The organism is Neisseria sp. HMSC078C12, from assembly GCF_001838065.1.
Lineage (GTDB): Bacteria > Pseudomonadota > Gammaproteobacteria > Burkholderiales > Neisseriaceae > Neisseria.
The window spans coordinates 1-20489 of sequence record NZ_KV835579.1 but is presented as its reverse complement, the minus strand read 5'-3'; the positions used below and the strand labels follow the sequence as shown (position 1 = coordinate 20489).

Here is a 20489-nt window from a genome sequence, read left to right as displayed (position 1 = left end):
TGGGTTCCTGGTTTGAGGCCGTCTGAAAAGTATTATCTGCCTGACGGTTGCGCATAATAGTCCGCCAGCTTTTTCAGACGGCCTTTAAGCAGCGGGTGCAGCAGCTTTTTCAAAATTACGCTGACAGGCAAAACCACTAAAATCATCGCCAATAAAAAGACGATGTAAAAGCACAGCAAGGCACGGCGCAAAAGTGGAGAAATACGGCCTGCCGCCATCAAAAGTCTGCCCCAGACGAAGAAGCTGCGGCCGGCGGCGCGTTCGCTGAAAATCAGTTTTTCATTAACCGTCACTGCGCCCATGTTTTGAAACAGGGTTTCGTCCAAAGGCTGTTGGTTTAACAGCGCATCGCGCAATTTCGTACCAAACCGCGCCGCATCCGCCAATTCTTCTTCAGCAATGCCGGCAGAGGGTAGGGAGCGGAAATAGCGTTTGTCGCCGGTCAGCATCCATGCGGGCGTGGTAATGAAACTTGCCGCGCTGTTGCAGGCATCGATTTTTACGATGTTGCCGATGAGTTTGGCGCCGTTTTGTTTCAGCAAAGATTTCATTTTTTCCTGCGCGCCCAGCCACATATTGCGGCAGCCGATAAGCGTGATGACCGGTTTGCCGTCCAGCAGGCGGCGCGTTTCTTCGCGTTGTAAAAAGGCGGTCATCGGTTGCGAAGGAGAGAGGAACCAAACGGTGTAGGCAATAACCACCACATCGTAATCTTCGGATGGGATTTGCGGCGGCAGAATCGGGGCGGGTTTTAAATGGACGGTTTCAGGAAAGGTATCGAAAAAACGCCAAAACGGCCATGGAAACGGAAATGCCTGCTCCGGTACGATATTGACGCAATCGACCTGTATGCCGGCTGTTTGCAACGGCGCGGCAAAATTTCGCGCCAGACTGGAGAGCTGCCCCGTTTGCGAGTAATGCACAATCAGCACTTTTTTCATTATCTTCCCTGCAATGAGTAAGTTATGGTTGGTTTGGACGGTATTATATAGTAAACCGACCGGCCTTGAACTTTATTCATATTCAGTATGTTCGCGAAGGTTTCAGCCGATTTGGATGGAAGCGCCGTATTCTGTCGGAATGGGGCGGTAAAGCGGATTTTTATGCCATGCCAACATGAACAACGGCCGTCTGAAAATTTTCAGACGGCCTTGTGTGGAAATCGGGACGCATGGTCTGGAATGGGATTTGCGCTAAGTATGGCGTGCAAATCGTATAGATAAAAAAATAACCGCTTCAAGGCGGTTGGTGGTGGCCAGAGGCGGAATCGAACCGCCGACACACGGATTTTCAATCCGTTGCTCTACCAACTGAGCTATCTGGCCTTCGCGTGTTTCGTTGCGAGATGTGAATTAAACCAAATTTCGTTGCCTTGTGCAAGCGTTTGTAGGCTTTATTTTTGAGGCGGTAAATTAAGATTTTGTTTTGTATTGAATTATTTTTCGTTTTAATTGGCGGTTTTTAAGTTTGCCGGTTTGATTTTCAGACGGCCTAAGATACAATCGGCTTTTTTGCTTTGGATTTATGCCATGCTGTATGTGTTTGTTCGTGATATGTGGGATGTTTTGCGTTTGCGCTATCGATCGCCGGAGACGTATTTGTATTCGCCTTTGGTGATGGCGGCGGTGTTGCTGTTGTTGGGCGTGGTGAACGCGGCCAACATGTCGCCTTTGTTTGGCAGTGGCGCGGCGGCGGTGTGCCTGTCGGTGATTTTGGTGATTGTGAAATGGTTGGTGTTGAGCCGCTCGATGCGCAAGGTGCTGCATTATTACGGTGCGCCCCGGCTTCCTTTGTGGGGCTTTATTTTGGTGTCTGAGGCTTTGCTCTTGCCGCTGTTGCTGGTGTTGTATGTGCCGGCGTTGGCTGCGTTTGCGCTGTTGTGGCAGGCTTGGGTGTTTGTGGTGCAGGTGCGCGGTTTGATGTGGATGGGTAATGCGACGGTGGGCCGTGTTTTGGTGGGTTATGTGTTGTATGGTATCGGCATGTTGTGCGTGGGTACGGTGATTCTGATGCTGTTTATTAACGCCGGTTGGTTGGATATGGAAACGTTAAAACAAAACCTGCAGGCGGTGATGTCTGCCCGTCAATAATCAATGAAATTTGGAAGGCCGTCTGAAATGTTCGGACGGCCTTTGTTTTATGTGTTTGTTTCGTGGTCTTGCAGGATTTTTTGATAGACGGGATCGGGGAGGTAGCGGCCTATCATGTCGCGCCAGCCTTGGGGGCCGACCAGGCCTTTGACCATGGTGGAGGATACTTCGGCGATTTCGCGCGGCGGCATCAGGAAGACGGTGGAGATTTCGGGGGCGATGTCGCTGTTGATGTAGCGCATCGAGCGTTCGTATTCGTAGTCGGCGGCGGAACGGATGCCGCGGACGATAAAATTGGCCTTGGCCTCGCGGGCGTAATCGACCAAAAAGCGGTTTTCAAACACGCTGATGCGGACGTTGGGGAAGGGGTGGGTAATGGCATCGAGCATGGCGCGGCGTTCTTCTATGCTGTAGGTGCTGCGCTTTTCGGGATTGGTGCCGATGGCGACGATGAGTTCGTCAAAGAGGGATTGGGCTTCCTGTATCATCCACAGGTGGCCGAGGGTGGGTGGGTCGAAGCTGCCTGCGTACACGGCACGGCGCGGAGTGGTCGTGGTCATTTTGGGTTGGGAATGGGGTTTGTGTGGCGTTCAGAATAGGGGAGTTTGCCGGTGATGTCAAAAATCAAAAAGGCCGTCTGAAATTTCAGACGGCCTTTGCGGCTTGATCAGTCGTCACCGCTAAGAGAGATGAGGATTCTCAAGAGGCTGCTGAAAATGTTGTAGATGGAGATGAAGATGGTCAGCGCTGCGCTGATGTGGCTGTCTTCGCCACCGTCAATGACGGTACGCACCTGCCACATAATCATCAGGGAACTGAAGACAACGAAGCCGGCCGCGATGGTCAGGCTCAGGGCAGGGATGTTGAGGAAGATGTTGGCCACAACGGCAATCATGAGCACGATGGCGCCGGCACCGAGGAAGCTGCCGAGTTTGTTCATGTTCATTGTGGTGCGGCGTGCCATGGCGGACATGGTGAAGAATACACCGGCGGTCATGGCGGCGGCCGTACCGACGATTTGCGCGCCGTTGTTAATCGCCAGGGCGTATTGCAACATAGGGCTGATGGCAAGGCCCATGCCGAAAGTGAAGATCATCAACAGGGCGACGCCGACGTTGCTGTAACGGTTTTTCTCGATCAGGAAGGTCATGCCGTAGAAGAAGCCGAAGAAGGCGGCCAGGGCAACCCAGTATGAGCCGAACATGGCGAAAATGTTAAAGCCTGTTTTGGCGGAAAAGAACGCGCCGGCAATGGCAGGAATGAAAGACAGGCCGAGCAGGCGGTAGGTTTTTTGCAGGACGATATTTTTGGCAACCGAGCCTTGCGAGGTATAGTCGTAAACGTCGTTTTGCATGGCGTTTGCTCCAGTGTGGATTGAAATGAATGAAACTTGGATTTTAACAGAGAATCATGGGTTTGTATGATTTATCTGTTCTATTTGCCTAATATGCGGGGCAATCGGGAATTTTAAAGGCCGTCTGAAAATCGGGTTTCAGACGGCCTCGGCGTTTAATGTTTATTTAGGCTCTTGCGGAACGTAGCCTTGTACGGCATCTGCGCCGTCGCCGAAGAAGTATTGTTCCATCTGCTGGGCGAGGTATTCGCGCGCGCGCGGATCGGCAAGGCTTAAGCGGTTTTCGTTGATGAGCATGGTTTGGTGGCGGGTCCATGCCATCCATGCTTCTTGGGAAACGTTTTCGAAGATGCGTTTGCCCAGCTCGTTGGGCAGCGGCGGAAATTTCATGCCTTCGGCTTCTTTGCCGAGTTTGACGCAGTGAACCATACGGGTCATGGCGGTTTCCTTATGATGGGTTGCAAAGTTGGTATTTTAGCCGATTGCACGGATAGGGGAAAGCGTGGCTTTCAGACGGCCTGAAACCTTGCTATGATGGTCTTTTCTGTTTATTCAGGCAAAGATTATGAACCGCCTCGATACTGCCCGCCGTTATTCCCTTTTTCTCGCCCGCAACCTTGATTCAGGCAAACTCAAGCCCGAAATTTTCCTGCCCATGCTGGACAAGGTGTTGACCGAAGCGGATTTCCAAGCCTTTGCCGACTGGGACAAAATCCGCGCGGAAGAAAACGAGGAAGAATTGGCACGGCAGTTGCGCGAGTTGCGCCGTTATGTCGTGTCGCAGATTATCGTGCGCGATATAAACCGCATCAGCGATTTGAACGAAGTAACCCGCACGATTACGCTGTTTGCCGATTTTGCCGTCAATACCGCGCTGGACTTTGCCTACGCCTATTATCGGGACATGTACGGCACACCGATCGGGCGTTATACCAAATCGCCACAACATTTGAGCGTGGTGGCGATGGGCAAGGCGGGCGGCTATGAGTTGAACGTGTCTTCCGACATCGATTTGATTTTCGTCTATCCCGAATCGGGCGATACTGACGGCAGGCGCGAACGCGGCAATCAAGAGTTTTTCACCAAAGTCGGGCAGAAACTGATTGCGCTGCTGAACGATATCACCGCCGACGGGCAGGTGTTCCGCGTCGATATGCGACTGCGGCCGGACGGCGATTCGGGCGCGCTGGTATTGAGTGAAACCGCGCTGGAGCAATATTTGATTACGCAGGGGCGCGAATGGGAACGCTACGCATGGTGCAAAGGCCGCGTGGTTACGCCGTATCCGAACGACATCAAATCGCTGGTGCGCCCTTTCGTGTTCCGTAAATATCTGGATTACAGCGCGTATGAAGCGATGCGCAACCTGCACCGCCAAATCCGCAGCGAAGTCAGCAAAAAAGGCATGGCGGACAACATCAAACTCGGCGCAGGCGGCATCCGCGAAGTCGAATTTATCGCCCAGATTTTCCAAATGATACGCGGCGGACAAATGCGCGCGCTGCAACTGAAAGGCACGCAGGAAACGCTGAAGAAACTTGCCGAGCTGGGCATCATGCCGTCTGAAAACGTCGAAACCCTGCTCGCCGCCTACCGCTTTCTGCGCGACGTCGAACACCGCCTGCAATACTGGGACGACCAACAAACCCAAACCCTGCCTGCCTCGCCCGAACTGCAACAACTGCTCGCCGAAAGCATGGGTTTCGACAGCTACGCCGCCTTTTCAGACGGCCTCAATGTTCATCGGAACAAAGTCAATCAGTTGTTCAACGAAATCTTGAGCGAACCCGAAGAGCAAACGCAAAGCAACAGCGAATGGCAGTGGGCATGGCAGGAAAAACCCGACGAAGAAGAGCGGCAAGGCCGTCTGAAAGAATATGGGTTCGATGCCGAAACCGTCGCCGCAAGGCTAGACCAAATCCGGCACGGCCATAAATACCGCCACCTCTCCGCCCACGCCCAGCCGCGTTTTGACGCCATCGTGCCGCTGTTCGTACAGGCGGCGGCCGAGCAAAACAACCCGACCGATACGCTGATGCGGCTGTTTGACTTCCTCGAAAACATCAGCCGCCGCTCCGCCTATCTCGCCTTCCTCAACGAACATCCGCAAACCTTGGCGCATCTGGCACAAATCATGAGCCAAAGCTCATGGGCGGCGGCGTATCTGAGCAAATATCCGATTCTGCTGGACGAACTCATCAGCGCGCAGCTTTTGGATACCGCGTTCGACTGGCAAGCCCTCGCCGCCGCACTTTCAGACGACCTCAAAGCCTGCGGCGGCGACACCGAAGCGCAAATGGACACCCTGCGCCGCTTCCAACACGCCCAAGTCTTCCGCCTCGCCGTCCAAGACCTCGCCGGACTGTGGACGGTAGAATCCCTCTCCGACCAACTCTCCGCCCTCGCCGACACCATCCTCGCCGCCGCCGTGTCGTGTGCGTGGGCGGACATGCCCAAAAAACACCGCGATACGCCGCAATTTGCCATCATCGGCTACGGCAAACTGGGCGGTAAAGAGCTCAGCTATTCCTCCGACCTCGACTTGGTCTATCTTTACGATGACCCGCATCCCGATGCAGGCGACGTGTACAGTCGCCTTGCCCGCCGCCTGACCAACTGGCTTTCCGCCGCCACCGGCGCAGGCAGCCTCTACGAAACCGACCTGCGCCTGCGCCCCAACGGCGACGCCGGCTTCCTCTCCCACAGCATCGCCGCCTTCGAAAAATATCAGCGCGAAAACGCCTGGACGTGGGAACACCAATCCCTCACCCGCGCCCGCTTCATCTGCGGCACACCCGAAATTCAGACGGCCTTCGACCGCATCCGCACCGAAATGCTGACTGCCGAACGCGACCAAACCGTTTTAGCAGGCGAAATCATCGAAATGCGCGAAAAAATGTTCCCCACCCACCCGCCGGTTGACAGCAACGTCAAATACGCGCGCGGCGGCGTGGTCGACGTCGAATTTATCGTCCAATACCTCATCCTTGCCCATGCCCGCCAATATCCGCAACTCCTCGACAACTACGGCAACATCGCCCTCTTGAACATCGCCGCCGACTGCGGCCTCATCGACAAAACCCTCGCCGAACAAAGCCGCACCGCCTACCGCTTCTACCGCCAGCAGCAACACAACACCAAACTGCGCGACGCCAAAAAAACCGAAGTGACGGACGAATTGCTAACCCACTACAGCAATGTGCGAAAACTGTGGCAGGAAGTATTCGGGACGGAAGTGAAATTCGGATAAGCAGGCGGACGTATTCAGCGTCAAAAGCTGCACGGCAACACAATTTACCGCCACAACAAGCTCACTCTAAACATATAAGGAAAACCAACCATGAAGAAAATGGCACTGTTTTTAACGGTTTTACTGTCGTCGGCCGCATCCCAAGCCGCTGATTACTTTTTGCCTCATACCGAATGCGATGGCTCTGCAAACGTTCGTGTTGCTCCTGATACACGCAGCAAAATCATGACGGTACTGAATTATGAAAGCAGAAAACACAAAATACTCAGGAAACAGGGTAAATGGTTTCATATTCAATTAGATGGAATCCGTACAGGCTACGTCCATCAAAGCCAAGGTTTTATCGTGCACGATTATGTTGTCGCCAGCCCTGACGGATCGGCAAACGTCCGTAGTATCGACTATTTCAAAGGACCGATTGGTCAAGCCGAAATCATTAAAACGCTTCCTAATGGCACTTATGTACAAATTGTCCCGTCTTTAAGAAAAGGCGACTGGCTTTTGTATGACAACCAGGGGGCTTACACAGAAAAAGAAGAGTATGGTCATCATGTTTCGATTCAGGGTTATATCCACAAAAGTCAACTTCGACGCGTGGAGTAATAAAGCAAGCAATTTATCCGATAAAGCATACTTTCGGACATTAAAGTAGGTACTGTTTTGCAAAGATATAAAAAAGGCCGTCTGAAATTTTTCAGACGGCCTTTTATGATATTTATTCTTCTTCCTCTTCCGGTTCAGCTTCTGCCTCTGCAGGTTTTTCAAGGAAATTGCCTGCCAACCACAGTAAAGCGCCGCCGCCTGTAATGCCTGCTTTAATCCACATGGCGGTATCTTCGCCCCATTCGTAAATCCAGGCCAAGACTTTGGGTACGGCGTTCATATAATTCAAACCGAATGCCAATACGCCGAGGATAAATAAAGTACTGCCCAAGTTTTTCATTGTTATTCCTTATAAAATCAAATATATGCATCAAAACAATTCAATAAATGCAGTGATGCCGAGTGAATGAATGTGTCAAGAAATGCCATTATATTCGGTTTTATGTAAAGAAGATATTTTTATCAAAGCTGATTGGCAGTCTGAGGCGATGGGGAACTGCTTGCAGAGAGAGGGATTCCGTCTGTTTGTTTATAAGTTATCGGCTTGGCCTGGGCAGTCATAATATGCAAAAACTGTTCTCATTTTGTGTCGATATTGTGATAAAGCAAAACAAGTTCTAAAATATGCAGTTCATTTTCATATTAAAAACAAGGAGAAACTGATGTCTAAGATTGCGGTACTCGGCGGCGGCCTTTCCGGTCGCCTTATTGCGTTCCAATTGGCGGAGCAGGGTGTGTCGGTAGAGTTGTTTGAGAAAGGCGAACGTAACGGCGCACAAGCCGCAGCCTATGTTGCCGCCGCCATGCTGGCGCCTTCTTCCGAGGCGGTGGAGGCAACGCCTGAAGTCATCCGTTTGGGCAGGCAGAGTTTCGCGCTGTGGCGCGGTATTTTAGGCCGTCTGAACACGCCGGTGATGATGCAGGAAAAAGGCAGCCTGATCGTTTGGCATACGCAGGACAAGCCGCTTTCTGCCGAGTTCGCCCGGCATTTGAAGCGCGGCGGCGTGCCGGAACACGAAACCATACGCTGGAACGCGGACGAAATCGCGGCCAACGAGCCGCAACTGGCAGGACGGTTTTCAGACGGCCTGTATCTGCCGGCGGAAGGACAGTTGGACGGACGGCAGGTATTGAATGCGCTGGCCGATGCTTTGGAATCAATGAACGTGCCTTGCCATTGGTCGTGCAAACGCGAAGTCGAAGATTTGGCGGCGCAATACGATTGGGTTATCGACTGCCGCGGTTATGGTGCAAAAGCAGCGTGGAACAGGCCGTCTGAAAGCCAATTGCGCGGCATACGCGGCGAAGTGGCGCGCGTTTACGCGCCAGAAGTCGAGCTGTCCCGCCCCGTGCGCCTGCTGCATCCGCGCTATCCTTTGTATATCGCGCCAAAGGAAAACCATATTTTTGTGATTGGTGCGACCCAAATCGAAAGCGAAAGCCAAGTGCCAGCCAGCGTGCGTTCCGGTTTGGAACTTTTGTCCGCGCTGTACGCCGTGCATCCGGCATTTGGCGAGGCGAACCTTTTGGAACTGGCCACCGGCCTGCGTCCGACGTTAAACCACCACAATCCCGAAATCCGCTTCAACCGCGAACGCCGCCTGATTGAAGTCAACGGCCTGTTCCGCCACGGCTTTATGATTTCCCCGGCCGTGACCGGCGCAGCCGTGCGTTTGGCCGGTGCGCTGTTTGCCGGAAGCGACATTCCCGAAAGCGACGAAACCAGCGGTTTGCCGTATATCCGCGCTGCGAATTGAAGCCGTTGCGGACGAAGTTGCTTGAAAATCGGGCAAATTGTTTGTGAAAGACAGCCACAGGCCGTCTGAAAATGATAAAATCGCCGTCAATTCAATCAACCTTGCGTCTGAAAACTGCATGATGCCGTTTCAGACGCCAAACCAATTTCCTATTTAACGATAAGCACATGACAACCCAAACCCTCTTAATCGAACTTCTCACTGAAGAACTCCCGCCAAAGGCCCTCAATAATTTGGGCAACCATTTTGCCGCTTCCGTTGCCGAAGGCTTGGAAAAAGCGCAACTAATTGACGGCACAGCCGAATACACCGCCTACGCTTCTCCGCGCCGCTTGGCCGTTCAAGTCAAAAACGTGAAAGCCGTTCAAGCCGATCAAAAAGTTGTGAAAAAAGGCCCGGCCGTAGCGAATGCCATGAAAGACGGTGCGCCGACTAAGGCTTTGGAAGGTTTTGCGCGCGGTGCGGGTGCGAAAATCGAAGACTTGACCATCATCAACGACGGCAAGCAGGATGTGTACGCCTACGAATACGTCCAAACCGGCAAACCGCTGGGCGAGCTTTTGGAAGACATCATCAATGCCGCAGTGAAAAAACTGCCGATTCCGAAAGTCATGCGTTGGGGCAGCAGCACATTCACTTTCGTGCGTCCTGTACACAGTCTGATCGTGCTGCACGGCGGCGACATCGTCAACGTCAGCGTTTTGGGTCTGCAAAGCGGCAACAAAACATTGGGTCACCGCTTCCTCTCCAACGGCGAAATCGCCATTGAAAATGCCGACAGCTACGCTGCACAAATGCGCGAGCAAGGCAAAGTAGAAGCATCGTTTGCCGAACGCAAAGCCGCCATTCAGACGGCCTTGAACGAGCAGGCAGGCCGTCTGGACGCGACCGTTGCCGCCGATGAAGCCTTGTTGGACGAAGTGACCGCATTGGTCGAATGGCCTGTGGTATTGGAAGCCGGTTTTGAAGAACACTTCCTCGCCGTGCCGCAGGAATGCCTGATTCTGACCATGCAGCAAAACCAAAAATACTTCCCGCTGCTCGACCAAAACGGCAAGCTGATGAACCGCTTCCTGCTGGTCTCCAACCTGCAAACCGAAGATCCATCACACATCATCCAAGGCAACGAACGCGTTTTGCGCGCGCGCCTGTCTGATGCCGAGTTCTTCTACAAACAAGACCAAAAAGCGACTTTGGAAAGCCGCCTGCCGAAGTTGTCCAGCGTGGTTTACCACAACAAAATCGGTTCGCAAGCCGAGCGCATCGAGCGTCTGCAAAGTATTGCCGCCCACATCGCCAAAGCATTGGGCGCGGATGCCGCCGCAGCTGAACGCGCCGCACGTTTGGCCAAAGCCGACTTGGTCACCGAAATGGTCGGCGAGTTCCCCGAGTTGCAAGGCACGATGGGCAAATACTACGCCCGCTTGGACGGCGAAACCGAAGAAATCGCCGAAGCCATCGAGCAACATTACCAACCGCGTTTTGCCGGCGACAATCTGCCGAACGGCAAAGTGGCCACCGCCGTTGCGCTGGCCGACAAGCTGGAAACCTTGGTTGGCATTTGGGGCATCGGCCTGATTCCGACCGGCGACAAAGACCCATACGCCCTGCGCCGCGCCGCCTTGGGTATTTTGCGGATGCTGATGCAGTACGGTTTGGACGTAAACGAACTGATTCAGACGGCCTTCGACAGCTTCCCCAAAGGTTTGCTCAACGATAAAACGCCGTCTGAAACCGCCGACTTCATGCAGGCGCGTTTGGCCGTGTTGCTGCAAAACGATTATCCGCAAGACATCGTTGCCGCCGTACTCGCCAAACAGCCGCGCCGTTTGGACGATTTGACCGCCAAACTGCAAGCCGTTGCCGCGTTCAAACAGCTTCCCGAAGCCGCCGCATTGGCCGCAGCCAACAAACGCGTGCAAAACCTGCTGAAAAAAGCCGATGCCGAGTTGGGCGCGGTTAACGAAAGCCTGTTGCAACAAGACGAAGAAAAAGCCTTGTATGCCGCCGCGCAAGGTTTACAGCCGAAAATCTCCGCCGCCGTTGCCGAAGGCAATTTCCAAACTGCTTTGTCTGAATTGGCTTCCGTCAAACCGCAAGTCGATGCCTTCTTCGACGGCGTGATGGTGATGGCCGAAGATGCCACCGTGAAACAAAACCGTTTGAACCTGCTGAACCGCTTGGCAGAACAAATGAACGCAGTTGCCGACATTGCGCTCTTGAGCGAATAAGGCCACGTTTTAGTTGACCCGTTTTTCAGGCTGCCCGATGATTCAGGCAGCCTGAAGTTTTTCGGGCGTATCCTTTACATGGCGTTCAAGGGTATAATTCAGCAGATTTGTCAGGCAGGCAAATCGCGCACATCAAACAATTTCCCACATTCAAGAGGCAGATTATGAATATTCCAGCCATCCGAACCGCACTCGATGCCGTGTTGATTCCCACCACAATACGCACTTTGGGCAGCGAAAAAGCCGTTTCGCTTCTGGAAAAGCGTTCAGACGGCCTGCATATCGGCCTGAAATTCGCGTTCCCTGTTGCCCATATTGCCGCAGACATTGCCAACGCCGTTCAAGAAGCCGTCATTTCGCATACCGGCGAGACCCACATTCACTTGAGTATCGATACCGAAATCGGTACGCATAAAGTCCAACCCGGCGTAGCAACCATCAAAGGCGTGAAAAACATCATCGCCGTAGCATCGGGCAAAGGCGGCGTCGGCAAATCAACGACCACTGCCAATCTTGCCACCGCAATGGCCAGAATGGGCGCGCGCGTCGGCGTACTCGATGCCGACCTGTACGGCCCAAGCCAGCCCACCATGCTCGGCGTACAAGACCGCAAACCCGACCAACAAAACAAAAAACTCATTCCCGTTGAAGCCGAAAGCGGCATTCAAGTGATGTCCATCGGTTTCCTGGTCGATACCGACCAAGCTGTCGTTTGGCGCGGCCCGATGGTCAGCCAAGCCTTGCAACAACTTATGTTCCAAAGCGAATGGGACAATGTCGATTATCTCTTCATCGACCTGCCGCCCGGTACCGGCGATATCCAATTGACCCTGTCGCAAAAAATCCCCGTAACCGGCTCCGTTGTCGTGACCACGCCGCAAGACATCGCCCTGATTGATGCACGCAAAGCCGTGGATATGTTCAACAAAGTCAATATTCCGATTTTGGGCGTTTTGGAAAACATGTCTGTCCATATTTGCACCAACTGCGGCCATGCCGAAGCAATCTTCGGCGCAGAAGGTGGCAAAAACTTGGCAGAGCGTTTGAATGTACCGTTGCTCGGCCAGCTTCCGTTGAGCCTGCCCGTGCGCGAAGCCATGGACAGCGGCACATCTTTAGCCTTGTTTGAAAACAACCAAACCATCGCCGACATCTACACCGAAGCCGCCTTCCAAATCGCTCTGGCCATTGCCGATAAAGGCAAAGACTTCAGCAGCCGCTTCCCAAAAATCGTCGTCGAATAAAAAAGTTTAAAAAAGGTGTTGACAGCTGTGCGCTCCATCTCTATAATGCACAGCTTATCGGGTCGTTAGCTCAGTCGGTAGAGCAGCGGACTTTTAATCCGTTGGTCGAGCGTTCGAATCGCTCACGACCCACCACTTTTCCTAAGCCTAAACAATTGTTTAGGCTTTTTTCTTAGCCACCGCCTATATTGGGGTGTGCCTGTTTTGTGTCGAAACCAAGACCGACACTGTCCAATATAGCCGCGTGTCCGTGCAAATGTTCGGGGGCTAGATGGGCATACTTCTGAACCATCCCGACATTTTCCCAACCACCCATTTCCTGCAAAGCGGCGAGCGGAACTCCGGCTTGTACCAACCAACTTGCCCATGTATGCCTCAGATCGTGCCATCTGAAATCAACAATGCCTGCCTGAGACAATGCGTTTTTCCAAATACGCGAACTGATGCTTTTCACGGGTTTACCGTTTGGTAGAGTAAAAACAAAAGATGGATGTTTGCCCATCCTTTTTTCCAATATACCGAGTGCCGTCTGATTCAGGGCAACGCCGATAGCGCGTCCTGCTTTGGCTTCGTCTGCCTCAATCCATGCCGTCTTGCGACTTAAATTGATATGCGACCACTTCAGCCTCAGTACATTGCGTTGCCGCAAGCCTGTCGCCAAACTGAACACTGCCATATCAGCTAAATACTCCGGCAGGGCATCAATCAGCCTTTGGGCTTCTTCATGCTTCAGCCAACGGATACGGCGTTTGGCTTCACGATACAGTTTCAACTTCGGCACATTGTCCAGCCAGCCCCATTCTTTTTCCGCCTTATTCAAAATCGATCGAATTAAGGCAAGATAGCGATTTTTGGTACTGTCCGAACAAGTCATGCGGTTAATAGTCTGCATGATGAAATCACGGCTCATATGGTGCAAGAAGACACCTCTGAAATGAACTAGACAGCGCAAACGGCTTATGTCATCCCTGATACTTTTCTTGTCCCCCATCTCTTCAATCCACCGAACTGCCGCTTCATCCCACAGTCGTTTCGGTTTTTCGTTGAAATGTTCCTGCTGCCACAATTCATGTTTCAGTTTGTCATGCAGCCTTTGGGCTTCACTTTTGTCTTTGGTGCGAGAAGATTGTCTAATTCTTTGACCGCTTTGCGTTGTGATGTCAATGTAATAGACGCCATTTTCGCGTTTATAGATCGGCATTTTTGTTCACTCCTACTTTCGAGTGAAGCCAGCATCCGCGCATTTTCCAGTTCGTTTATAAATGCGTCAAGTGCGGGCTGCGTGATACAGTATTTCCGTCCGGGCATGGAGGCTGCCAAACGGCCGGAGCGGATATGTTCCCGTATAGTTTCGGGATGGCATTTGCAGTATTGAGCCGCTTCTTTCACGTCATATGTCTTCATGGATTACCTCGATATTTCATAAACCGTGTAGGGCGCGTTTTCCTGTAGTAGCGACAGCCGTCTAACTGCCGCATATCGCTTGATACGGGATTCCAACACTAAAAAGTTGTTTCGGTCGATATAAAACAGCAGGCAGAGATAACCCTGCCTGTCTGCTTCGAGTGGAACGAGACGGAAGTGAGGAAACTGATCATCCTTTGGATTAAACAGGGCGCTTACTTTTACGGTAACAACTTCTACACTCTTCTCTATCAGCATAAAGTTCCCTAAACAAATTTCAGAACAAGTATGGAACAGAAGAAAATCAGTGCCGCAACTAACCATGACCGGTTTATCTTCGTTGTTACTTCGTCAAGGTATCCCTTCATTTGTTTGTCAATTTTGGCTTGGATTGAGGCGTACAACTTGCCTTCACTTTCAGCTAGCTCTTTACCATACCCTGCTAGAAGATCTGCCATAATCTGTTCACGATAAGTCTTCAAATCTTCAGCAATTTGAACTGCCGTTTTCAACGGTTCTTCGATTTCTGAAGTAATTCCGTCAAAATCCTCACGAGTACGGTTACGTTGTTCTTCAAACAAGGCTTTCAACCGGCTTTCCTGTACCAACAGAATAGCAATAACCGGGTCGTCTGCTGTAAGTTTGATACCTGAAACCCGGAACACGTCGGCAATAATGGCATCTACTTCTGCTTTTCCCATATCATGCCTCTGATTTTTCCGGTTGGCGTTGAGTAGCCAAAAACTCTATTTGATCCAGTTGTTCATACAACTCACGCTGTACCGTACGCAGACGTTGGCGAGGCATCAAGCCAAATTCACCTGAAGTTTGTGCTTCAGTTAAAGTCAGGTTTTTGGTTGTCATTTCCTTTATATCTGCACCAAACGTATCAGGGTTGCGATGTGAAATATGTACCACGCCGATAATACGATCCTTGTATTGCTTATAAACACCAAATTCTTCAAACGGTTTATCTTTAGTTACCACACCTTGAAAGTCGTTAAGCCAAATAACCACTTCAGCCTGTAAAGCATTTAACGTTTGCACCAAACCTGTAATACAGTCATCAAGAGCCTGTCCACCTACAAGTGGTACATGAATAATCATGCGGATACCGTTTTCGGCCAAGAAGGATGGTACTTCGTTTTCTGCCATATAAGACATCAATGGCACAAAAGTAGCAGCCCCGTTGTCAATGACAGCAATACCTTCCTCGTTTACCAGCTTCTCAATCAATCCATCAAAATAGCGGGAATCAATATTATTACTGTCATTTAAAATATCGATTACTTCAGGATTTAACGCCGAGAAACGGCTAAAAGAAGGATTTACGGGATCAGTATCAAAGCAATGCAGTTGCTCTCCACTGGCTTTTGCTTTGAGGTAGTCACCTAAAAAACTTGCAATCGTTGATTTACCAACGCCGCCCTTACCTTGTGCAATAAAATGGACTTCTTTCATGGCATAACCTTTCGTTTGTTCAAATGATTTTTTACAAAAAGAAACCTGCTCGTCCCTGAACAAGTTTGTGTTTGTAAAAAAAGCAGCCCTATATAGCAGGGCTGCCGAAGCTGCTAAACATTTATGCCTATGTAGAGCAGGAGTGAAGATTTAACGAATATCTACCCAGCGACCACCATTCTTCTCTTCGCCGACATATCGTACTTTATCGCCCGCAGTCGTCCATCCGTGGTCGTAATAAGCCTTGCAGTATTCCGGTTTATCAGGTCTGACGTAAAACTTTTTAACCATCTGGCAATTTTCATCAGACGTATATTGTCGGCCAAAGCGATATTTGTTTTTTTGTTCGCATACCTTCTCAAACCTTGAATAACGCATCATACGGTTCAACTCTTGAGCATCACACCGGCCAGCTCCATTTGCAATTGCATCAACCAAACCCGACATTTCGGCACTTTCCGAACTACTCGGACACATTTTTAAAAAGTTACGACGCGCCTTGATCGTATTGCCCAATTTTTTGTGGCGAATCGAAAAATATCGTCTAATAGAAGACGCACATTCGCTTGGACGATCACCTGATGACAGACATAAAATTGCCTCACACGCCAAGCGCGTATCGCCTGTAAGCACATCGTCAGCATAAGTCGCCGGCGCTGCTCCCAGTAACGCCGCAATTAACAAACCCAAAGATTTTTTCATACACACACCTTTTCCATATTGAAATAAAAGACGAAAAAAAGGATAATCTGCGTACCCCTACGAGATCATCCATCTCAACTTAAAGCCGCTTTTGAATGAAAGCGGCTTTTTCATTGCCAAACAACTGTACGAACTTGGAACTTTCTTCCTTCTTGCACAATGTTTACGCACAAATCGGAATTGCCCTTCATCAGCAGGTCAACCTGCTGGGCAGCGGCTCTCATACTTTGATATGTACCAATGACGATCTGTTTGACGGGCTTGCGGATTTTTTTCATGGAGTTTCCTTTCTCATTTGCAAAAACGGTCGTCTGAAAACCAGTTTTGCAGACGACCTCAGAAGATTATTGCAGGGCTTTCACCTGCTCCCCGACCTATTGCCGGTAGTCAGCCTTATCAGGACATCGCTCAAAACAGTAGGGTGTGATAAATACCATACTGCCGATTTTTACCCTCCCGCTACTGCTTACTGATTCACAGGCAAAGTGCTTGTACAGGACATCACACACGGACGGTTTCGGAACCGCTCAGTCTTTTTACTCCGAGCCACTGAGTTGCCCGCCACCCTATAATGTAGCCAGGCGGTAAAAAAAACTAATTTGGAATATGTTTTAAGACAAATTTATCTTATAATGCGTTTTTTCGTCATTTGTCATAATGACACCATTGAACTATAATAAACTATCTGATTATTTCAGATGAACCCAAACGGAAACCCGCTTCTTGCACAAGCGGGCTTGGATTTGGATACATGTTTAAAGACGGGTAGCGCCGTCTGAACATTTGGGCATTTGCCCTATCGGACTTTTCCGATAAATACCCGCTCACGGCGGGGAATATAAAAATCAAAATGTGTTTTGCAGCTTGTCCGCAGATTATCGCTGCTGCATCGGGAATACGTCCCGATTAAGAAATACGTCCAACTTGCCGCCTGTTACCGGACCCCACTGGGCAACCCGGATGCGCGGCATTTTTTTTGGCAGGTCAGATGCTGCCTGCAACCGTTTGTCCGATTTACCCAAAGGCTCGATCACCTTTTTTACGCATGATGTTTCAGTCTTTTAAGGCCAAAACATCTCCGAAGGCCGGTTGCTTCGTTTCAAACTGTTAAAGAACTTTGATAGACGTATATTAGCCATAGGTAACAAATATTGCAAGAAAAATATTAGCCAAAGCTAAATATTTACATTTTTAAATATTCAACGTATTGTTTTAAAAGATTATATTTTTAGAAAATAAGATGCTAGAAATAGAAAAAGGTAGTCTGAATTATCAAACCACCTTAGAACAAGAATTCCCTAAGAAGGACAATTAAAGTCAGAATTAATGCTGATGTTCTGACAAGTTTATAAGAATCGTTATTATCAGGGGACTTTAAACAATTTCTAGAATGTGACAGCCCGTATGAAGTTAATCAGGGCATATGTGAAAAAAAGAGGTCGTCTGATATTTTCAAACGACCTCTTTTTTTAAAACCTTTGGAAAATCTGAGACTGCCCTATTAAGACTTTACCAATGACTATAAGACTTGATCTGTTTTTGGTAGAAATTTCCCAACTCTTATACTGACGATTGTCTGAGATTACGAGCAGATTATTACCAACCATTTGCAATCTCTTTAAATGAAGATGATTTCCAACCATAAACAGGTACACACCATCTCCATCATATTTGTTTATTGATATATCTACAAACACCAAATCACCCGGCTCAAGTGTTCCGGACATATTATCAACTCGTATATTTGTCAGCCTTAGACTATCTGGGTTTTTAGCAGAAAAAATCCTGCGATACTGATCTTCCGTATACTCAATATACGAAATATTGGCTGAAATATCTGACGTATTGATTGGATACTGGTCAAGTATATCGTTATCAAGCATTTTTATGGTAAATGGTGATACGGTCGTTTCAGCAGCTTTTGGATCAGCCGATTTATTTGCCCAAAATCCTTTTCCGCTAGCAAGCCAATCAGGATCACATTCGAGAAATTCAGATGCTCTTAGTAGATTTTGCCCGGCTAAAACCTTTGTTGTCCCATTCAGCCATTTAGAAACTGAGGGGGGTTTGACTTTGCAATATTTAGCCAAATCAGCTTGTGATTTACCTAAGTCGTCAAGGCGTTTTTTGATTCTGTCTGCAAGTGTATTCATTTTCTAATTATCGCTTTACAGCTTTTTCTTTTGGGTAATAGCTTTTTTTCGATTATTGATTTATTTGTTAGCTATGGGTAATATGTAAGTCTTGGTTTTGTCAATTACAAGGAAATGACAGTGAGCGAATACACATTGCAACAATGGTTGCGAGAAAGAAGAGGTCGTCTAAAAGAGATGGCTGAAACATTAGGTATAAACTACTCATGGATTTCTCAAATTGCCAGCGGTCGGAAAAAAGCACCGTTGGATACAGCCATTAAAATCTCGGCTTACACAAACAATGAAGTTACGGTTGAAGCCATTTCTAAAGCTTATAAACCAAAAAAATAACCTATGCTCACAGCCGAAATCCGCCACCACATAACAACGGACTTCGTGGTTTACCGCGAGTTCGGGCTTTTGTGCGGCTCCAATATTCAGGCAGCGACATTATTGTCAGGGCTGTTTTGGTGGAGCGACGTGGCCGATAAAGAACCAAAACGTCAGGGTTGGTTTTATAAAACCGCTTCCCAGCTGTTCGATGAGTTCGGTCTGACACGGCGTGGCTATGAAAAGGCAAGAAAATTCCTATCCAGCAAAGGCGTTATCCAATGCCGACGTGCAGGTGTACACGGCAGGATGCACTGGCAGCTCAATAAAGAGCGTCTGCTCGAACTTTGTTATCAGGTCAAAGGCGAGGCAGTGCCTCAATTCGACAGCCGCTACCATATCGATACAGACAATTTCCGCCTCGAGAAATGGATTAATCTCGGTCTTTGGAATGACTTTTTGAAGATGCGTGCCGAAAAAGGCAAGCCTCTCAATATCAAGCAGAAAAAAATCCTGCTCAACCAGCTCAAAGACCTCAAAAATAAAAACTACGATCTCGAAGCCGCCATGCGGAAAGCTATTCTGAACGGCTGGGCAGGCTTCTACGCCTCCGACCGTTCCCCCAACATCCCTACGCCACCAACGTCTGAAGCGGCCACACGCAAAGCTAAGGCGGAATACGAGGCGCAAATCAAACAATCCGCCGACCCACCGCCCGATACAGGCGGACAGCGGAATCCCGACAACCCTCACCGTCAAAATCTCCAAAATTACTATAAGAAAAAACAGTAACCATCATCAGGCTGTTGGCACAGCCATGCCCCAAAGCTGCTCCGGCAGCTTTTTTTGCGCTTTTTGCCGGTAGATATGCCGCCTAAAAGGCTGTTTTGTCTGTTTCTCTCAATAATTTGAGATGTGATGGGCTGTTTTTCTGCTTCGTTTACCTATTTTTATCCGAATCAAATTTAAAGAATAAGTTTTAATGTTGAATATAAGTATCTGAAAATATTATGTTTGTACATAATGAGCAAAGAACTTTGGCTTTAGAGGACATAGAACTTTGTCCGTATAGGACGGCCTTTATACAAAGATCACCTTCACAGACCACTATCAAAAAATATTACAGGCTCACGCCTGACTGTTTTTTGTGCAATTTATGATGGATGTAGATGGATATTGACGTTTGAGAGGATATAGACTCTTTTTGAGGGAGAGATATGTACAGGTTTTGTGGATAAATCGTTAGAAATATGTACAGGAGACGCTGTACCTGTTCGGAAATCCTGCTAATACTGCCCGTTTGGAACACTCGCTGGCTGAGGCAGAACAGGGGGAATTTGTAGTGGTCGAACTGTGAGGAAGCGCCGTTTTACCGCTGATGCCCCGAAGATTTGGCATATTGGAAAATATTTTTTTGAGTAAAGGCCGTCTGAAAATTCAGACGGCTTTTTCATTTGTAGTCCTTTGGATTAATCGGATTTTGCCAATCAAATTTGTTCTTTCCGGAATTGGATTGAGCCAAAGTTTCTTTTGGCTTTTCAGGTTCAGAAACGGGGCTTTTTGAATTAGTTAATTTATTATCATTTTGAGATTTTTCTACCTTCTTTTCAGCTCCTAAATTCATTTTTTGAAGCCGGGAACGGATGAATCGATTTAATGCCTGTTGGCTTACTTTTACATTTTTCTTTTCAGCCAAAAACTGCAATATCAGTTTTTCAGTAAACCCAAGCTGCTTCATTTTTAAAATTTCATCTTTATAAGGCTCCAGTACGGATCGTTTCCCTGGACTCAATTTATTTTCATACGATTTGATGAAATCTTCTAAATCACTCATACACACCTCTTACAACATCAAAACAACATTTATACAACCTATTTTACAACCTATACAACACTTATACAACATTAATACAACCTATTACAACAAT

22 protein-coding genes and 2 tRNA genes are annotated in these 20489 nt (G+C 49.0%); 9 read left to right on the top strand and 15 right to left on the bottom strand.

All coding sequences use genetic code 11. The annotated features are described in order from the left end of the window. Window positions 1–32: 32 nt before the first annotated feature. Complete coding sequence (locus HMPREF2596_RS00225; RefSeq protein ID WP_070848815.1) at window positions 33–941, bottom strand: hypothetical protein; 909 nt, start codon at window positions 939–941, stop codon at window positions 33–35. A gap of 308 nt (window positions 942–1249) precedes the next feature. Continuing rightward, window positions 1250–1325: transfer RNA gene (locus tag HMPREF2596_RS00220), tRNA-Phe, on the bottom strand. A 204-nt stretch (window positions 1326–1529) separates the two neighbouring features. Here HMPREF2596_RS00220 and HMPREF2596_RS00215 point away from each other — a divergent pair. Continuing rightward, window positions 1530–2090, top strand: coding sequence for a hypothetical protein (locus HMPREF2596_RS00215; protein ID WP_070848813.1), 561 nt, complete (start codon window positions 1530–1532; stop codon window positions 2088–2090). Between the two features lie 47 nt (window positions 2091–2137). On the opposite strand, the gene coaD is transcribed toward HMPREF2596_RS00215, so the two are convergent. The 3 genes from coaD to HMPREF2596_RS00200 all read right to left on the bottom strand — a co-directional run bounded on the left by coaD (window position 2138) and on the right by HMPREF2596_RS00200 (window position 3882). Continuing rightward, a complete protein-coding gene (gene coaD / locus HMPREF2596_RS00210) occupies window positions 2138–2650 on the bottom strand; it encodes a pantetheine-phosphate adenylyltransferase (RefSeq protein ID WP_049323715.1) in 513 nt (170 codons plus the stop codon). 107 nt (window positions 2651–2757) lie between these two features. Next, complete coding sequence (locus HMPREF2596_RS00205) at window positions 2758–3444, bottom strand: Bax inhibitor-1 family protein (RefSeq protein ID WP_070848811.1); 687 nt, start codon at window positions 3442–3444, stop codon at window positions 2758–2760. Between the two features lie 162 nt (window positions 3445–3606). Then, complete coding sequence (locus HMPREF2596_RS00200) at window positions 3607–3882, bottom strand: oxidative damage protection protein (RefSeq protein ID WP_003682648.1); 276 nt, start codon at window positions 3880–3882, stop codon at window positions 3607–3609. A gap of 127 nt (window positions 3883–4009) precedes the next feature. On the opposite strand from HMPREF2596_RS00200, the gene glnE reads away from it, so the two are divergent. Together glnE and HMPREF2596_RS00190 are read left to right on the top strand one after the other, a co-directional pair. Then, window positions 4010–6694: a bifunctional [glutamate--ammonia ligase]-adenylyl-L-tyrosine phosphorylase/[glutamate--ammonia-ligase] adenylyltransferase gene (glnE, locus tag HMPREF2596_RS00195; protein WP_070848809.1), complete on the top strand. Its 2685-nt coding sequence runs from the start codon at window positions 4010–4012 to the stop codon at window positions 6692–6694. A gap of 90 nt (window positions 6695–6784) precedes the next feature. Next, a complete protein-coding gene (locus HMPREF2596_RS00190) occupies window positions 6785–7297 on the top strand; it encodes an SH3 domain-containing protein (protein ID WP_070848807.1) in 513 nt (170 codons plus the stop codon). Window positions 7298–7409: 112 nt separating this feature from the next. Here HMPREF2596_RS00190 and HMPREF2596_RS00185 read toward each other — a convergent pair whose 3' ends face one another. Continuing rightward, on the bottom strand, window positions 7410–7637 hold the full coding sequence (locus HMPREF2596_RS00185) for a cell division protein (protein WP_070848805.1): 228 nt from the start codon (window positions 7635–7637) through the stop codon (window positions 7410–7412). 322 nt (window positions 7638–7959) lie between these two features. Here HMPREF2596_RS00185 and HMPREF2596_RS00180 point away from each other — a divergent pair, with 322 nt between their 5' ends. The 4 genes from HMPREF2596_RS00180 to HMPREF2596_RS00165 all read left to right on the top strand — a co-directional run bounded on the left by HMPREF2596_RS00180 (window position 7960) and on the right by HMPREF2596_RS00165 (window position 12664). Further along, complete coding sequence (locus tag HMPREF2596_RS00180; RefSeq protein ID WP_070848803.1) at window positions 7960–9054, top strand: FAD-dependent oxidoreductase; 1095 nt, start codon at window positions 7960–7962, stop codon at window positions 9052–9054. Window positions 9055–9221: 167 nt separating this feature from the next. After that, window positions 9222–11285 carry a glycine--tRNA ligase subunit beta gene (gene glyS / locus HMPREF2596_RS00175; RefSeq protein ID WP_070848801.1) on the top strand — a complete coding sequence of 688 codons (2064 nt, stop codon included), beginning with the start codon at window positions 9222–9224 and terminating at the stop codon, window positions 11283–11285. Window positions 11286–11449: 164 nt separating this feature from the next. Continuing rightward, the gene (gene apbC, locus HMPREF2596_RS00170) at window positions 11450–12529 is read left to right on the top strand and encodes an iron-sulfur cluster carrier protein ApbC (RefSeq protein ID WP_070848799.1); all 1080 of its coding nucleotides are present in this window, start codon (window positions 11450–11452) and stop codon (window positions 12527–12529) included. A gap of 59 nt (window positions 12530–12588) precedes the next feature. Beyond that, window positions 12589–12664 (top strand) — tRNA-Lys (locus tag HMPREF2596_RS00165). Between the two features lie 37 nt (window positions 12665–12701). Here the strand turns inward: HMPREF2596_RS00165 and HMPREF2596_RS00160 are convergent. The 8 genes from HMPREF2596_RS00160 to HMPREF2596_RS00135 form a co-directional block, all read right to left on the bottom strand. Next, window positions 12702–13688, bottom strand: coding sequence for a tyrosine-type recombinase/integrase (locus HMPREF2596_RS00160; protein WP_283140387.1), 987 nt, complete (start codon window positions 13686–13688; stop codon window positions 12702–12704). Beyond that, window positions 13604–13933 (bottom strand): helix-turn-helix domain-containing protein, encoded by a 330-nt coding sequence (locus tag HMPREF2596_RS10780; protein ID WP_083321720.1) that lies wholly within the window; start codon window positions 13931–13933, stop codon window positions 13604–13606. Before HMPREF2596_RS10780 ends, HMPREF2596_RS00160 begins: the two co-directional genes overlap by 85 nt. Window positions 13934–13936: 3 nt before the next feature. After that, window positions 13937–14191: a lipopolysaccharide heptosyltransferase gene (locus HMPREF2596_RS11440; RefSeq protein ID WP_070848795.1), complete on the bottom strand. Its 255-nt coding sequence runs from the start codon at window positions 14189–14191 to the stop codon at window positions 13937–13939. An 8-nt stretch (window positions 14192–14199) separates the two neighbouring features. Further along, window positions 14200–14634 (bottom strand): hypothetical protein, encoded by a 435-nt coding sequence (locus tag HMPREF2596_RS00150; protein ID WP_049322052.1) that lies wholly within the window; start codon window positions 14632–14634, stop codon window positions 14200–14202. A 1-nt stretch (window position 14635) separates the two neighbouring features. Beyond that, window positions 14636–15394 carry a nucleotide-binding protein gene (locus tag HMPREF2596_RS00145; RefSeq protein WP_070829807.1) on the bottom strand — a complete coding sequence of 253 codons (759 nt, stop codon included), beginning with the start codon at window positions 15392–15394 and terminating at the stop codon, window positions 14636–14638. A 150-nt stretch (window positions 15395–15544) separates the two neighbouring features. Next, complete coding sequence (locus tag HMPREF2596_RS00140; RefSeq protein WP_049351571.1) at window positions 15545–16096, bottom strand: TrbM/KikA/MpfK family conjugal transfer protein; 552 nt, start codon at window positions 16094–16096, stop codon at window positions 15545–15547. Window positions 16097–16206: 110 nt separating this feature from the next. Next, on the bottom strand, window positions 16207–16374 hold the full coding sequence (locus HMPREF2596_RS11335) for a hypothetical protein (RefSeq protein WP_168162757.1): 168 nt from the start codon (window positions 16372–16374) through the stop codon (window positions 16207–16209). Between the two features lie 1191 nt (window positions 16375–17565). Next, window positions 17566–18249 carry a S24 family peptidase gene (locus tag HMPREF2596_RS00135; RefSeq protein ID WP_070829809.1) on the bottom strand — a complete coding sequence of 228 codons (684 nt, stop codon included), beginning with the start codon at window positions 18247–18249 and terminating at the stop codon, window positions 17566–17568. A gap of 120 nt (window positions 18250–18369) precedes the next feature. Between HMPREF2596_RS00135 and HMPREF2596_RS11160 the strand changes: the two genes are divergently transcribed. After that, window positions 18370–18582, top strand: coding sequence for a helix-turn-helix domain-containing protein (locus HMPREF2596_RS11160; RefSeq protein WP_168166787.1), 213 nt, complete (start codon window positions 18370–18372; stop codon window positions 18580–18582). A 3-nt stretch (window positions 18583–18585) separates the two neighbouring features. Further along, entirely contained in the window at window positions 18586–19353 is a 768-nt protein-coding gene (locus tag HMPREF2596_RS00130; protein WP_070848793.1) for a hypothetical protein, read from the top strand. 658 nt (window positions 19354–20011) lie between these two features. On the opposite strand, the gene HMPREF2596_RS00125 is transcribed toward HMPREF2596_RS00130, so the two are convergent. Next, window positions 20012–20395, bottom strand: coding sequence for a hypothetical protein (locus tag HMPREF2596_RS00125; protein ID WP_070848791.1), 384 nt, complete (start codon window positions 20393–20395; stop codon window positions 20012–20014). Window positions 20396–20489: the final 94 nt, after the last annotated feature.

Excerpts from the sequence above, each read along its gene's own strand:
- HMPREF2596_RS00225 (WP_070848815.1), bottom strand. The coding sequence starts at position 941 with ATGAAAAAAGTGCTGATTGTGCATTACTCGCAAACGGGGCAGCTCTCC.
- HMPREF2596_RS00215 (WP_070848813.1), top strand. The coding sequence starts at position 1,530 with ATGCTGTATGTGTTTGTTCGTGATATGTGGGATGTTTTGCGTTTGCGC.
- coaD (WP_049323715.1), bottom strand. The coding sequence starts at position 2,650 with ATGACCACGACCACTCCGCGCCGTGCCGTGTACGCAGGCAGCTTCGAC.
- HMPREF2596_RS00205 (WP_070848811.1), bottom strand. The coding sequence starts at position 3,444 with ATGCAAAACGACGTTTACGACTATACCTCGCAAGGCTCGGTTGCCAAA.
- HMPREF2596_RS00200 (WP_003682648.1), bottom strand. The coding sequence starts at position 3,882 with ATGACCCGTATGGTTCACTGCGTCAAACTCGGCAAAGAAGCCGAAGGC.
- glnE (WP_070848809.1), top strand. The coding sequence starts at position 4,010 with ATGAACCGCCTCGATACTGCCCGCCGTTATTCCCTTTTTCTCGCCCGC.
- HMPREF2596_RS00190 (WP_070848807.1), top strand. The coding sequence starts at position 6,785 with ATGAAGAAAATGGCACTGTTTTTAACGGTTTTACTGTCGTCGGCCGCA.
- HMPREF2596_RS00185 (WP_070848805.1), bottom strand. The coding sequence starts at position 7,637 with ATGAAAAACTTGGGCAGTACTTTATTTATCCTCGGCGTATTGGCATTC.
- HMPREF2596_RS00180 (WP_070848803.1), top strand. The coding sequence starts at position 7,960 with ATGTCTAAGATTGCGGTACTCGGCGGCGGCCTTTCCGGTCGCCTTATT.
- glyS (WP_070848801.1), top strand. The coding sequence starts at position 9,222 with ATGACAACCCAAACCCTCTTAATCGAACTTCTCACTGAAGAACTCCCG.
- apbC (WP_070848799.1), top strand. The coding sequence starts at position 11,450 with ATGAATATTCCAGCCATCCGAACCGCACTCGATGCCGTGTTGATTCCC.
- HMPREF2596_RS10780 (WP_083321720.1), bottom strand. The coding sequence starts at position 13,933 with ATGAAGACATATGACGTGAAAGAAGCGGCTCAATACTGCAAATGCCAT.
- HMPREF2596_RS11440 (WP_070848795.1), bottom strand. The coding sequence starts at position 14,191 with ATGCTGATAGAGAAGAGTGTAGAAGTTGTTACCGTAAAAGTAAGCGCC.
- HMPREF2596_RS00150 (WP_049322052.1), bottom strand. The coding sequence starts at position 14,634 with ATGGGAAAAGCAGAAGTAGATGCCATTATTGCCGACGTGTTCCGGGTT.
- HMPREF2596_RS00145 (WP_070829807.1), bottom strand. The coding sequence starts at position 15,394 with ATGAAAGAAGTCCATTTTATTGCACAAGGTAAGGGCGGCGTTGGTAAA.
- HMPREF2596_RS00140 (WP_049351571.1), bottom strand. The coding sequence starts at position 16,096 with ATGAAAAAATCTTTGGGTTTGTTAATTGCGGCGTTACTGGGAGCAGCG.
- HMPREF2596_RS11335 (WP_168162757.1), bottom strand. The coding sequence starts at position 16,374 with ATGAAAAAAATCCGCAAGCCCGTCAAACAGATCGTCATTGGTACATAT.
- HMPREF2596_RS00135 (WP_070829809.1), bottom strand. The coding sequence starts at position 18,249 with ATGAATACACTTGCAGACAGAATCAAAAAACGCCTTGACGACTTAGGT.
- HMPREF2596_RS00130 (WP_070848793.1), top strand. The coding sequence starts at position 18,586 with ATGCTCACAGCCGAAATCCGCCACCACATAACAACGGACTTCGTGGTT.
- HMPREF2596_RS00125 (WP_070848791.1), bottom strand. The coding sequence starts at position 20,395 with ATGAGTGATTTAGAAGATTTCATCAAATCGTATGAAAATAAATTGAGT.